The 12,494-nt window shown below is 52.1% G+C and carries 13 protein-coding genes; 10 read left to right on the top strand and 3 right to left on the bottom strand.

From position 1 onward, the window contains the following. Positions 1–34: 34 nt before the first annotated feature. Positions 35–463, bottom strand: coding sequence for a nuclear transport factor 2 family protein (locus ACJJI1_RS02680; protein ID WP_444958460.1), 429 nt, complete (start codon positions 461–463; stop codon positions 35–37). Positions 464–483: 20 nt separating this feature from the next. Further along, positions 484–1,626, bottom strand: a complete 1,143-nt coding sequence (locus ACJJI1_RS02675; RefSeq protein ID WP_444958459.1) for a S1C family serine protease — start codon at positions 1,624–1,626, stop codon at positions 484–486. A 391-nt stretch (positions 1,627–2,017) separates the two neighbouring features. Here ACJJI1_RS02675 and sat point away from each other — a divergent pair, with 391 nt between their 5' ends. Then, positions 2,018–3,208 carry a sulfate adenylyltransferase gene (sat, locus tag ACJJI1_RS02670; RefSeq protein ID WP_444925708.1) on the top strand — a complete coding sequence of 397 codons (1,191 nt, stop codon included), beginning with the start codon at positions 2,018–2,020 and terminating at the stop codon, positions 3,206–3,208. Positions 3,209–3,294: 86 nt separating this feature from the next. Here sat and ACJJI1_RS02665 read toward each other — a convergent pair whose 3' ends face one another. Beyond that, positions 3,295–3,735 carry a Z-ring associated ZapG family protein gene (locus tag ACJJI1_RS02665; RefSeq protein WP_157954137.1) on the bottom strand — a complete coding sequence of 147 codons (441 nt, stop codon included), beginning with the start codon at positions 3,733–3,735 and terminating at the stop codon, positions 3,295–3,297. Between the two features lie 350 nt (positions 3,736–4,085). Between ACJJI1_RS02665 and zapE the strand changes: the two genes are divergently transcribed. The 9 genes from zapE to ACJJI1_RS02620 all read left to right on the top strand — a co-directional run bounded on the left by zapE (position 4,086) and on the right by ACJJI1_RS02620 (position 12,472). Beyond that, complete coding sequence (gene zapE, locus ACJJI1_RS02660) at positions 4,086–5,210, top strand: cell division protein ZapE (protein ID WP_444958458.1); 1,125 nt, start codon at positions 4,086–4,088, stop codon at positions 5,208–5,210. A gap of 114 nt (positions 5,211–5,324) precedes the next feature. Next, on the top strand, positions 5,325–5,753 hold the full coding sequence (rplM, locus tag ACJJI1_RS02655) for a 50S ribosomal protein L13 (RefSeq protein ID WP_282933888.1): 429 nt from the start codon (positions 5,325–5,327) through the stop codon (positions 5,751–5,753). A 15-nt stretch (positions 5,754–5,768) separates the two neighbouring features. Further along, on the top strand, positions 5,769–6,161 hold the full coding sequence (rpsI, locus tag ACJJI1_RS02650; protein WP_282933887.1) for a 30S ribosomal protein S9: 393 nt from the start codon (positions 5,769–5,771) through the stop codon (positions 6,159–6,161). 301 nt (positions 6,162–6,462) lie between these two features. Further along, complete coding sequence (gene petA / locus ACJJI1_RS02645) at positions 6,463–7,062, top strand: ubiquinol-cytochrome c reductase iron-sulfur subunit (RefSeq protein WP_444918001.1); 600 nt, start codon at positions 6,463–6,465, stop codon at positions 7,060–7,062. Beyond that, positions 7,059–9,260 carry a ubiquinol-cytochrome c reductase gene (locus ACJJI1_RS02640; protein ID WP_444896358.1) on the top strand — a complete coding sequence of 734 codons (2,202 nt, stop codon included), beginning with the start codon at positions 7,059–7,061 and terminating at the stop codon, positions 9,258–9,260. The genes petA and ACJJI1_RS02640 overlap by 4 nt, the downstream gene beginning before the upstream one ends. A 107-nt stretch (positions 9,261–9,367) precedes the next feature. Continuing rightward, complete coding sequence (locus tag ACJJI1_RS02635; RefSeq protein WP_108734210.1) at positions 9,368–9,994, top strand: glutathione S-transferase N-terminal domain-containing protein; 627 nt, start codon at positions 9,368–9,370, stop codon at positions 9,992–9,994. 25 nt (positions 9,995–10,019) lie between these two features. Beyond that, complete coding sequence (locus ACJJI1_RS02630) at positions 10,020–10,415, top strand: ClpXP protease specificity-enhancing factor (protein WP_108735312.1); 396 nt, start codon at positions 10,020–10,022, stop codon at positions 10,413–10,415. Between the two features lie 138 nt (positions 10,416–10,553). Next, positions 10,554–11,741 carry a GGDEF domain-containing protein gene (locus ACJJI1_RS02625; RefSeq protein ID WP_444907497.1) on the top strand — a complete coding sequence of 396 codons (1,188 nt, stop codon included), beginning with the start codon at positions 10,554–10,556 and terminating at the stop codon, positions 11,739–11,741. 107 nt (positions 11,742–11,848) lie between these two features. Further along, a complete protein-coding gene (locus tag ACJJI1_RS02620) occupies positions 11,849–12,472 on the top strand; it encodes a Yip1 family protein (protein WP_413663026.1) in 624 nt (207 codons plus the stop codon). Positions 12,473–12,494: the final 22 nt, after the last annotated feature.

Raw genomic sequence — 12,494 nt, 5'->3', positions numbered from 1 at the left:
AGATTCCTCTATGCGGGGTGTGTACATAGTGCACTTATTCTGTAGGGGGTATGCGGGTAGCCTGCCAGGCTAGGGCGCGCCACTCACCGTCTCGTTTAACAAACATGCCGGTGTTGAAGTAATAGCTTTGTTCCCCTTTACTGCTGTCATTAGCCGATAGTTTAAATGCAGCAATAGCGGTATCTCCTAACAATCGAATGTCAATTTCCTCGGCGGCATAGCTCGTTGTCACTGGTTCAGTGGGAGGTGTTTGCATTCCTTGCATAATTTCGCTTTTGCCAAAGCGCTTTCCGTTTGAGCTGGTGTATACTAGGTCCTCGGCCCAAAAGCGTTGGTGGGCCTGGGGATCAGAGGCAGCTTTGCTGATAAAATCAATCAGCAGTTTTTGTAAGTCTTCCTTATCTTCCGCTACTGCGGGAGTTACAGTTATTGTAAAAAGCAGAGCTAAAACCATTGAGCGCATGGAGGCTCCTCCTTGAGGGGTTATTCTATTGCTGTTTTTGTCTGTGGCTCTTCTGAAACTGTGGCATTAACTGTATGGGAAGCACCTTCTCTAATAAAGGTTATTGAGATGGTATCTCCGGGGCGCAGAGTGGCCATAGTGGCCTCTCCCTGTTTGCCATCGCCGATAGGGAGGCCATCAATATGCGTGATGACATCTCCTGGCTGAAGACCTGCAACATGCGCGGGGCCCTCGTTGTAAATAGCTGTTACTAATACGCCACCAGTAGAGTTTAAATTGAACTCCTTGGCCATTTGAGGGCTAATGCCTGTAGCTTCAATGCCCAGCCAGCCGGGTACGACGCGGCCATAAGCAATAATATCCTGCATGACTTTGAAGGCAATATTGGCGGGAATGGCGAAGCTGATCCCGCCTGAATAGCCGGATTGATTGAGAATTGAGGTGTTGATGCCTAGCAGGCGCCCTTGAGAGTCAACCAGTGCGCCACCAGAGTTTCCAGGGTTGACCGCAGCATCTGTCTGTAAAAAGTTCTGTAAGTAGCTGCCGGTGCCTGAGTTTTCAAGGTGACGGCCTTTCGCACTGATAATGCCTTGAGTCACAGTTTGCCCAACTCCAAAAGGGTTGCCGATTGCTAGGACGACGTCGCCCACCTGTGCCCTGTCGGGTTCACCGACAGAAATGGAGGTCAGGCCGTCGAGGTCAATTTTGAGGACGGCCAAGTCAAAATCTGTATCGCTTCCGACGAGCCTTGCTTGCGCTTCCCGTCCATCAGCTAAAAGAATAACAATGGCATCGGCCTGGTCGACCACATGATGGTTGGTCAGGATATAACCGTTATCACTGGCAATGACACCTGAGCCAAGATTGGATTGCATCCTCTGTCTTTGCGGGACATCCATGTTGTCGAACAAGCGCCTAAAAAGGGGGTCATTGAACAGAGGGTGCTGGCGCTGTGGCATGGCCATTCGGGTGTAGATATTGACTACAGCAGGGCCTGCCACATTGACGGCATGGGCATAGGAAACCGGACCTTGGGTATTATTTCCATTGGCCTCAGGGGCGATACCACGCAGTTGTGGGAATATAACCAAGAGCAGGGCAGCCATGGCAAGGCCTACCAGGGTTGGTAGGATCCAATCTTGTAAAAATCGGTTTTGGGACACTCGTGACTCCTCTTTGCGCTGATTATACACACGTCTCCAGGCGGAATCGCTGCACATGGACTTTGTTAGAGGAAATAGTTTCTTTTGGCTGGGTGGTTGTTCACGGCACAACAATTAGCATATAGGGGCTCTACAAACTGGCTTGGACAGAGGGGCAGTTTGTGAGCCTAATTGGAGGGCGCTTGTATTTCTCACTCTACTATATAGCGATTGCCCAGTGTCCGGGTCTGCTTGCTTGGTTTTTGAGACCCTGGAGTTGCTCGGGGAGTGGAATTTGGGAGGTATAATCTAACTCCTGTATGGCAATGGCATTGGTCGCTTACGATAGATGCGTATAATGGCCAATCGAAATTTTAAGACTAACCGGTAACTACTGTTTTTGGAGACCTAAATGTCCCTAGTTCGCCCCCATGGCAGCGTTGAACTTCAGCCACGCTTTGTATATGACAGTGAGAGGCATCACCAGTTGATGCACGAAGCGGAGTCCCTGCCGTCAATCGTGGTCAGTTCGGCAGCTGCCGCTAATGCGGTAATGCTTGGGGCAGGATACTTCAATCCGTTACACGGCTATATGAACCTGGCAGATGCCATGAGTGTTGCTGAAACCTTGCGCACAGTAGATGGCCTGTTCTGGCCGGTGCCGGTTGTTAATGTTGTTAAAGACGCCAGTGAAATTGAGGGTGCCTCGCGTATAGCCCTGCGTGACCCAAATGTCGAGGGTAATCCGGTTCTCGCCGTGATGGATGTTGAGGCGATCGAAACCATTTCAGAAGAGCAAATGGACACCATGGCTGAGCAGGTGTTTGGCACTCTGGATGAGAAACACCCCGGTGTCGCAACCTTTAAGTCTGCGGGTCGAACTCTGATATCGGGCCCGATCGAAGTGTTGAACTTTAGCTACTTCCAGAATGACTTCCCGGATACTTTCCGCACCGCGGTTGAGATTCGCAATGAATTCAAGGAGCGTGGCTGGAATAAGGTGGTAGCCTTCCAGACTCGCAACCCGATGCACCGCGCGCACGAAGAGCTGTGCAAGATGGCCCTCGACGGGGTGGAAGCCGATGGTGTGCTGATTCATATGCTGCTTGGCCAGCTGAAGCCAGGTGATATCCCCGCTCCGGTGCGCGATGCTTCCATTCGCAAGATGGTAGAGCTGTACTTCCCGGCGAATACTGTGATGGTGACCGGCTATGGCTTCGATATGTTGTATGCTGGCCCGCGCGAAGCGGTATTGCATGCGGTATTCCGCCAGAACTGTGGCTGTAGCCACCTGATTGTTGGTCGCGATCACGCCGGCGTTGGCGATTACTACGGCGCTTTCGATGCTCAGACGATCTTCGATGAAAAGGTGCCCGAAGGCGCTCTTGAGATTGAGATTTTCCGTGCCGACCACACCGCTTATTCCAAAAAGCTGAATAAGGTGGTGATGATGCGTGATGTTCCTGACCACACGAAAGAAGATTTTATTCTGCTTTCAGGTACTAAAGTGCGTGAAATGTTGGGTGATGGTATTGCGCCGCCCCCAGAGTTTTCTCGCCCTGAGGTGGCGCAGATTTTGATGGATTATTATCAGAGCCTGTAAGTACCGAATAAAAAAGGCGGGTGATTACCCGCCTTTTTTATTGCTTGGAAATCTGCGTTTCATTATCTCGTACAGCTTATTAATTATTAGCTGCTCTCATGGGCCTCTTTTTCGAGCCCGTAGTCCTCAGCAAGCGTGCCTTTGGCACCAGGTTCCTTGGGGGCCCAGTCGCGAGGTGGCTCTATATCCTGTAATTTCTCATCGTTGTCTTTTAACTTTCCACTGCCGGCTTTCAGCATCTGGCGGCCAATATCCTGGCTGGATAAGCGCAGCGCACTATTCGATAGGTATTCGTGAACCTCTTTATAGCTCTCGGTGAGGTTGTGAACAAGTTGTGACGTTTGGTCAAAGTGATCGTTGACCTGCAACTGGAAATCTTCGAGTTTGTTGTTGGCTTCGCGGAGTCTCTGCTCCAGTTCCTCTGAGCGCTCCACACTGGTACGCCCGCGCACAGCCAGGAATGCGAGGAATGCACCCAGGGTCATACCGAGGACGCCGACTAGAATTAATACCGATGTAGAGTGCACTTACTACCTCCTCAACTTGCTTTTTTATTGTACAGATCGCCTCGTGGAGAGATGAGGCTGCCAATCTTGGCCCAGCCGGTTTCTGCACTTTGGGTAGCCCGCGTTCGTGGCTATTGCCCCTCATAATAGAGAGGCCAGTATACGCGATTATTACGCTGACAATTAATGTTGTCGGTCAATTGCGGCAGAATGGTTAGTGCCTGGTTCCAGTTTGCGGGGAGGGCTGGCTATTTCGGGTAGTTGCACTGTTGTAAAGGGTGCCAACCATGTCTCTCCGCGGTCTATGCGTAGATTGGTTGAATTTGATAGAGTGCGCGCCAGTTATTCAGTAGTCGAAGAAATTTTCCTCTATGTTGCCCGCCAAACCACTATTTTCTTCCCCTCTTGAGCGTTATGAGAGTGATCTTCAGCGCCCGGACTTCGTTGAGGATCAATCCCAGCGTCAGGCAGTTGAGGAGTTGCAGGACCTTCATCGGCGCCTGGTGGCTCGGTCTGAGCGCGGTGCGATCGTCAGTTTCTTGTCCCGTATTCGCAGTGGCGCTAATGAGCCCGAGAAGGGTCTCTACTTTTGGGGTGGGGTAGGTCGTGGAAAGACCTACCTAATGGATGCGTTTTTTGAGTCCCTGCCATTCGCGGAAAAACAGCGCACCCATTTCCATCGCTTTATGCGGCGGGTTCATCAGGATCTAAAAGAGTACGCTGGAGAGAAGAACCCGCTGGAGAAGGTGGCAGATAAGATTGCCCGCCGCGCTCGGGTGCTCTGCTTTGATGAGTTTTTCGTCTCAGATATTGCCGATGCCATGATATTGGCCGGTCTGTTGGATGCGTTGTTCCGCCGGGGGGTGGCCCTGGTGGCGACCTCGAATATTGTGCCCAAGGGCTTATATAAGGATGGGCTGCAGAGGGTACGGTTTCTTCCCGCCATCGATCTGTTGGAGAAATACACCAAGGTGGTTAATGTCGATAGCGGTACCGATTACCGGCTGCGCACCCTGGAGATATTGGAGCTATATCATTCTCCGCTGGGACCTGAGGCGGATAGCAGTCTGGAGCAGAGTTTTTCGCAGCTGAGTGTCAGCGGCTGCGAAGCTCGTAGCGAGGTTCAGCTGCAAGTGGAGGGGCGCCAAATTCGAGCCTTGAAAGTAGCGGATGATGTTGCGTGGTTTGATTTTGTGGATCTATGCGATGGGCCGCGATCGCAAAATGACTATATCGAATTGGCCAGGGAGTTCCATACGGTGCTTCTGGGGTCGGTGGTCAAGTTTGATGAGCGTATGGATGCCCAGGCGCGTCGCTTCATTAATCTGGTGGATGAATTTTACGACCGGTGCGTGAAGCTGGTGATTTCTGCGGAGGTTCCAGCTGAGGAACTGTACGTCGGCCGGAACCTTAAGTTTGAGTTTGAACGCACGGTGAGTCGGCTTTTGGAGATGCAGTCCCGCGAATATCTGGAGCGGCCCCACCGCCCCGAATAAGTCTGTCGGGTCGGGGTAAATTCTGCTTGAAAAGCATACACTCCTTTTGTACTATCCGCGCTCTTTTGTGGGACGGCCCCTAATTCTGGGGGTCATATTACAGGTGTTTATAACATGAAGACTTACAGTGCCAAGCCAGAAGCGGTAAAACGCGACTGGTACATTGTTGACGCTGCGGACAAGACCCTCGGCCGTATTGCTGCCGAGATCGCAACCCGCCTGCGCGGCAAGCACAAGCCTGAATACACGCCCCACGTGGACACTGGTGATTACATTGTTGTAATCAACGCAGAAAAGGTTCGCGTGACCGGTAACAAGGCCAAAGACAAGATCTACCACAGCCACTCCGGCTACCCCGGTGGTCTTAAATCCATCAGCTTCGAAAAGTTGATCGAAAAAGCGCCCGAGCGCACCGTTCAAAGCGCCGTAAAAGGCATGCTGCCGAAGGGTCCTTTGGGTCGTGCCATGTTCAAGAAGCTGAAAGTATACAGCGGTAGTGAACATCCTCATGCGGCACAACAGCCGATTGAACTGGCGCTCTAAACGGGAATATATCTGATGGCAACTACTCAATACTACGGTACCGGCCGCCGCAAAACCTCCACCGCTCGCGTCTTTCTCGCGGCGGGTGAAGGTAAAATCACCGTAAACGGTCGCACCCTGGACGAATACTTTGGCCGTGAAGTGGCTCGCATGATCGTGCGTCAGCCGCTGGAAAAGGTTGAAATGGTCGAGAAATTCGACATCACTGTTACTGTTAAAGGTGGCGGTTCCTTTGGTCAGGCGGGTGCTATCCGTCACGGCCTGACTCGTGCCCTGATGCAGTATGATGAAGCGCTGCGTCAACCGCTGCGCGCCGCTGGTTATGTTACCCGCGACGCCCGTGAGGTTGAGCGTAAGAAAGTGGGTCTGCGCAAAGCGCGTAAGAAGCCGCAGTTCTCCAAGCGATAAGCTTTCTTTTTGGCCCGGCTTTTGCCGGGCTTTTTTATATTCCCGTATCTGTGGTTATCCAGTGTTCTTATGACTTTTGCTGGATATATCGCGGTTTCGCCGCGTGATTCCCGACGTTCCCCGTAGCATTGCCTTGTATCAAATTGGCATTTTCTTTAACATTGCGCCGATTTGTATCCGCTTGATTTGTGGGGTTTATTCGCGCGGGCAATCTGCCGGGCGGGACTTCTTTCAAGACTTTTTGGGTTTGGGCCAGCGAATCTCCGGGCTATCGGGGTCGCTGTGATGGGAGAACTACGTCATGAGTGATGACGGTGTAAATGTAGGACGGCGCCGTTTTCTAACCGCAGCCACCTCAGTTGTTGGTGGCGCGGGTGCGGTGGGGGTTGCCGTTCCCTTCGTCGCTTCCTGGAAGCCGAGTGCCAAGGCGAAAGCTGCGGGCGCTCCGGTTAAATACAATGTTAGCAAAGTTGAACCGGGCCAAATGGTCACCGTAGAGTGGCGAGGCAAGCCGGTCTATGTTGTGCGCCGCACCGATGAAATACTGCAAGACCTGGAGAAGGTGGAGCCTCTTCTGCGCGACCCTAACTCCGAGGAGTCTATCCAGCCAGCTTATGTAGATCCGGAAAACCGTTCTATCAAGCCAAAGCTGTTGGTGTTGGTTGGTCTGTGTACGCACCTTGGCTGCGCGCCTATGTACCGCCCGGAAGTGGGTGCTGCCGATCTGGGTGGCGATGAGTGGATGGGTGGCTTCTTCTGTCCCTGTCACGGTTCCAAATACGATATGGCTGGCCGTGTTTATACCGGTGTTCCCGCGCCTACCAACCTGGAGGTGCCGCCTTATTCCTATGAAAACGACGATGTAATCGTGATTGGCGTAGACCAGGAGGGCACCGCATGAAATGGCTCGCAGATTTCGGTGATTGGGTAGATCAGAGACTACCCATTTACCAGGCCTGGGATAAGCACATGGGCAAGTACTACGCGCCCAAAAACTTTAACCTGTGGTATTTCTTCGGCGTTTTCTCCCTATTGGTCCTGGTCAACCAGCTGTTGACCGGTATTTGGCTCGTTATGAGCTACAACCCCTCTGCCGAGGAGGCATTTGCCTCGGTTGAGTACATCATGCGCGATGTGGAGTGGGGTTGGTTGATACGATATCTCCATTCCACAGGTGCGTCTGCCTTCTTCGTGGTGGTATACCTGCATATGTTCCGCGGTTTGATGTACGGCTCTTATAAGCCGCCCCGCGAGCTGGTGTGGATCTTCGGTATGTGTATCTACCTGGTGCTGATGGCAGAAGCCTTTATGGGTTACGTACTGCCTTGGGGCCAGATGTCCTACTGGGGTGCCCAGGTGATTGTTTCCCTGTTTGGAGCAATTCCCGGTATTGGCGATAGCCTGGTTGAGTGGATTCGCGGAGACTACCTGATCTCTGGTATTACCCTGACCCGCTTCTTCTCCCTGCACGTTATTGCACTGCCGCTGGTATTGGTATTGCTGGTAGTTCTGCATATCCTGGCGTTGCACGAAGTGGGTTCTAACAACCCAGACGGCATCGAGATCAAGAAGAACAAGGATGAGAACGGCATCCCCAAAGACGGTATTGCTTTCCACCCTTACTACTCTGTTCACGACCTGGTAGGTATCGCGGTATTCCTGTTTATCTTCGCAACTGTTGTGTTCTTCTTCCCGGAAATGGGCGGCTTCTTCCTGGAGTACGCTAACTTCGAAGAAGCGAACCCGCTGAAGACACCACCGCATATTGCTCCGGTTTGGTACTTCACGCCGTTCTACGCAATCCTGCGTGCGGTTACCATGGATATCGGTCCGCTTACTGCGAAATTCCTTGGCTTGGTAGCTATGGGTGCCGCTATTGCTGTGCTGTTTGTGCTGCCTTGGCTGGACAAGAGCCCGGTTCGCTCGATCCGCTACAAGGGTTGGTTGCCGAAGGGCTTGCTGCTTCTGTTTGCTGCAGTATTTATTATCCTTGGCTACCTGGGTGTTAAATCTCCGACCCCGGATCGTAACTTCCTGTCTCAGGTAGCGACCCTGTTCTACTTCGCCTTCTTCCTGACCATGCCGGTTTGGACGAATCCGAAGAGTAAGAAAGGCATTGGCTCCTGGGCTGTTTGTGTCATCTTCGGCGTGCTGTTCCTGTGGATGGCGGTAGCTAATTACTCCGTGAATACTTTCATGGTGGTTGTAACTCTGCTGCTCGCTGCCTTCTTTACTTTGCTGCCCTGGATTACCAATCGCGATGAGGTTTACCCAGAGCCCGAGCGTGTAACCAGCCCGTCTGGTGGTAAAACTTTCGGCATCCTGTTTATCGGTATTATCGTTGTCGGCCTGCTGACCTTTATCCCGATTAAAGCGGTAGGTGCAGAATCTGAAGTGGAGCTGGATCACATCAATATCGATCTGCGGGACAAGCCGTCCCTGCAGCGCGGTGCCAAGTACTTCGTCAACTACTGCATGGGGTGTCACAGTGCCAATTACTCCCGTTGGGAGCGTGTGGCCACTGACCTGGATATCCCGGTTGAGTTGATGATGGAGAACCTGGTTTTGGGTGATGACAAAATCGGCAACCTGATGACGATCTCCATGCGTCCAGATGATTCCAAAGTATGGTTCGGCGCCGCGCCGCCGGACCTGACGCTGGTTGCTCGTTCTCGCTCACCGGAATGGCTCTACACTTACCTCCGCAGCTTCTATAAGGACGACAGTCGTGCTACCGGGGTAAATAATAAGGTCTTCCCGAGTGTGGCCATGCCTCACGTTCTGATGGAGCTGCAAGGCTTGCAGGAGTGTGCCCCTGGCCCTAAGCGCGACCACGGTAAAGTTGTCCGCGATGAGCTCGGCAACCCGATTATGGATGCTGCCTGTGGTAGTCTGGAGGTGGGTAAGGTGAAAGGCTCTATGACACCTGAAGAGTTTGATGGGGCAATGTATGACCTCGTCAACTTTATGGAGTACATTGCTGAGCCGATGGCTGAAGATCGCAAACGTGTTGGCTTCTATGTGCTGGCGTTTATTTTTGTGTTCTTTATCTTCGCCTGGTTGCTGAACCGCGAATACTGGAAAGACGTGCACCACTAAAGCCGTCGCTAGTTTGTCTCTAATGGGTGGTGGGTTTACTCACTGCCCTTTTATATTTTGAATAAATGGTCGGCTCTAGCCGGCTTAAAGTTTGAGGTAGTTTGAACATGGGTGTGCCTACCAACAAGCGCTCCTCGATGACCTTCTTCTCCGATGGTCGCAGCCACTATAGCCACCGAGTACGTATCGTACTTGCAGAGAAAGGGGTTTCCGTCGATATCACCGATGTGGACGCCGATGATAAACCAGCTGAACTCGCTGACCTCAATCCTTACAACTCCCTGCCAACCCTGGTAGATCGCGACTTGGTTCTGTTCGAGACCAAAGTGATGATGGAGTATCTGGACGAGCGTTTCCCGCATCCGCCGCTGCTGCCAGTTTACCCGGTTGCCCGCGCGCAGAGCCGCCAGATTATGCATCGTATCGAGCGCGATTGGTGTCCTCTGGTGGACAAGATCCTTGCCGGTGGTAAGGACGCGGCCTCCGCTCGCAAAGAACTGCGCGACAACCTGGTTGGTATCGCTCCGATGTTTACCGACCTGCCGTACTTCTTTAATGAAGAGTTTTCTCTGGTAGATTGCTGCATGGCCCCGCTGTTGTGGCGCCTCGAGCAGTTTGAAATCAGCCTTCCGAAAACCAAACAGGTTAAGCCGTTGCTGGATTATATGGACCGCCTGTTTGCCCGCGAGGCATTCCAGCAGAGTCTGACCGAATACGAACGGGAAATGCGTTGAGGGAATACTGGTGAGCAAGCCGGCCATGACATCCAATCGTCCCTACATTCTGCGGGCGTTTTACGAGTGGATAACCGATAACCGGTGCACTCCTTATATTCTGGTTGATACGCACCTCCCCGGTGTTTTGGTGCCGCAACAACATGTGAACGACGATGGTCAGATAGTGCTGAACATCTCGGAATCAGCGGTTGCCAGTCTGACTATGGATAATTACGCCATCAGGTTTAACGCCCGTTTTGGCGGGGTTCCGACAGATATCCAAGTTCCAGTGGGATCTGTGGTCGGAATCTACGCGCGGGAAAACGGGCAGGGGATGGTATTTGAGGCCGAGGAAACTCCAGAGCCGCCCGAACCGACGCCACCCACCAGTTTGGGTAAAAAATCGGTGAAAAAACCGGCTCTGCGTGTCGTTAAATAGTGCTCCTTTTCGCTGGTAGGGCAGATTTCTAAGGCCCTGCCAGCTCCCCCCTTCGCTTCAATTTTGTGACCTAGTTCCGGGTATACGCTTGTCCCAAGTCCGTATAATGGCGCGTTATCTTTTATTGCCGCGAATGTCATGCCGCCATACCTTCAATGGCTGCGCTTTATTTGGCTGCCAGGGATGCTTCTGGTGCTTCTCGTTGCGCAGTATCTTCCCTGGATTGATCTGACCCACTTATACAGTCCGCAGTTGCCAGTCTTATTATTGGCTGTGGCGGTATTGCTCAGTTTTGGTTTTCGCTCGAGCCGGGTTGCGCTTTCAGCACTGCTTATCATGGCCCTATACATAGCGGCTCACTCCCAATTGCTCCCCAGCTTGCACAGGGATCTCCCGCTTTATCTCTCACTGGTTGCAGTAAATCTTGTTCTGTTTACTTGCAGCCGTGATCGCAGTGTCTTCAGTATTTTTGGGCTGCTATGGGGCCTGTTTTTGCTGGCTGAGGGGGTGGGTTTTGTCTTGCTCTATGATTGCTGCGCACCGCTGAGGTTGGCATTTCCTGTCGAGAATTTGCCCAGCGGGTTGTCCGGGTTTTTACCCGACGCATTTTCGTTGCCACAATTGATTGGCGCTGTCTCCGCTCTCGGTGCTTTTGCCTTACTTTTTCTCTACCCTGGCCCCACCGCTATGGGTCTATTTAGCTGTTCTATTTTGCTGTTGTGCAGTGTTTGGTTGAGCCTTCCTCTCGAGTTTACCGGCTCTGTAGCCGGAATATTATTGGTCGCTTCGCTGCTTGGGGCCAGTTATGAATTGGCGTTTCGCGATGAGCTGACTGGGCTTCATTCCAGGCGGGCCTTCCGCTATCAGATGCTGACGCCAGCATGGAATTACAGTCTTGCCATGGTTGATATCGATTATTTTAAAAAGCTGAATGATCGCTATGGCCATCAGGTGGGTGATCAGGCTTTGCAAATGGTTGCGGCTCAACTCGCGCGCCACTCTCACGGTACCGTGTTTCGCTATGGCGGTGAGGAGTTTGTTATTTATCTTCCGGGCCGCAGTCGCCAGGCGAAAGAAGCTTTATTGGAAAAAATCAGGGAGAAAATCTCAAGTTACCCACTGCGCCTAAGGTCATCGGGGCGTCTTTCCGCAGGGGCTTCGCTCAGGGGGAAGGGTGGGGGGAAGCCAGTAAAAGTTACCGTGAGTATTGGCGTTGCCCACCGCAATAAAAAACTAAAGAAACCCGAGAGTATCCTTAAAGCGGCTGATCAAGCGCTTTATAAAGCGAAGCGCAGCGGGCGAAATTGCCTGTCTGTCCACAGCTGATATAAATCAAGTAAATTTGAAAGTGACGCTTAATTCCCTTTTGGCATTGGTCAATCTGTTGTGCGCCACCGATACTGCAAGGCAGGGTATTGGAAGGGAGATTTGGTGTGCGGATACTCAGTCATACAATAGGTATTCTTACCAACCCGGAAAAAGAGTGGAAAGCGATACGCGCTGATCGCCATTCTTTTTTTGAGGTGTTTGTAACTCATGTGCCGCTTCTGGCGTTGATTCCTACCGTGGCCGGTTACTTTGGGGTTACCCGGGTAGGCTTTCAGGTTGGGGGACATCTGGCAAAGCTGACACCTGAAAGTGCAGCTGTTCTGTCGGTTGTTACTTATTTTGCATTGCTGGTTGGCGTCTATTGCCTCGGAGAGTTTATTAACTGGATGGCGCGATCCTACGGAGTTGAGGGAGATGAGCCCACGCGCCATTATGAAGGCACGGCACTTGCGGTGTTTATTACTACGCCAATCTTCCTGGCGAGTATCGTCGTCCTTTATCCACACCCCTGGCTCACGATGGCGTCGGTAGGCATTGCCGGGATGTATTCTATTTACCTGGTCTTTGCTGGCATTCCGATCCTGATGAATATGAATAAGGATCGAGCATTTCTGTATGCCTGTGCAGTATTAACCGTTGCCTTGGTAATGATGGTTACGGTGCTTATTGGCTCCGTCATTTTATGGAGTGTGGGCATCGGGCCGGTTTATCAGCACCACGCCCATTAAGGTTTCACAACGCCAGCATTTG

It is taken from the genome of Microbulbifer maximicatervae (SeqCode), from assembly GCF_052467065.1.
Note: the sequence above shows the minus strand (reverse complement) of the source record. Positions and strands in the feature narration are given on the sequence as shown.

What these genes read in the sequence shown, in the direction of transcription:
- sat (WP_444925708.1), top strand. Translation starts at nt 2,018, where the DNA reads ATGTCCCTAGTTCGCCCCCATGGCAGCGTTGAACTTCAGCCACGCTTT.
- ACJJI1_RS02640 (WP_444896358.1), top strand. Translation starts at nt 7,059, where the DNA reads ATGAAATGGCTCGCAGATTTCGGTGATTGGGTAGATCAGAGACTACCC.
- ACJJI1_RS02680 (WP_444958460.1), bottom strand. Translation starts at nt 463, where the DNA reads ATGCGCTCAATGGTTTTAGCTCTGCTTTTTACAATAACTGTAACTCCC.
- rpsI (WP_282933887.1), top strand. Translation starts at nt 5,769, where the DNA reads ATGGCAACTACTCAATACTACGGTACCGGCCGCCGCAAAACCTCCACC.
- ACJJI1_RS02625 (WP_444907497.1), top strand. Translation starts at nt 10,554, where the DNA reads ATGCCGCCATACCTTCAATGGCTGCGCTTTATTTGGCTGCCAGGGATG.
- petA (WP_444918001.1), top strand. Translation starts at nt 6,463, where the DNA reads ATGAGTGATGACGGTGTAAATGTAGGACGGCGCCGTTTTCTAACCGCA.
- zapE (WP_444958458.1), top strand. Translation starts at nt 4,086, where the DNA reads ATGTTGCCCGCCAAACCACTATTTTCTTCCCCTCTTGAGCGTTATGAG.
- ACJJI1_RS02635 (WP_108734210.1), top strand. Translation starts at nt 9,368, where the DNA reads ATGGGTGTGCCTACCAACAAGCGCTCCTCGATGACCTTCTTCTCCGAT.
- ACJJI1_RS02630 (WP_108735312.1), top strand. Translation starts at nt 10,020, where the DNA reads ATGACATCCAATCGTCCCTACATTCTGCGGGCGTTTTACGAGTGGATA.
- rplM (WP_282933888.1), top strand. Translation starts at nt 5,325, where the DNA reads ATGAAGACTTACAGTGCCAAGCCAGAAGCGGTAAAACGCGACTGGTAC.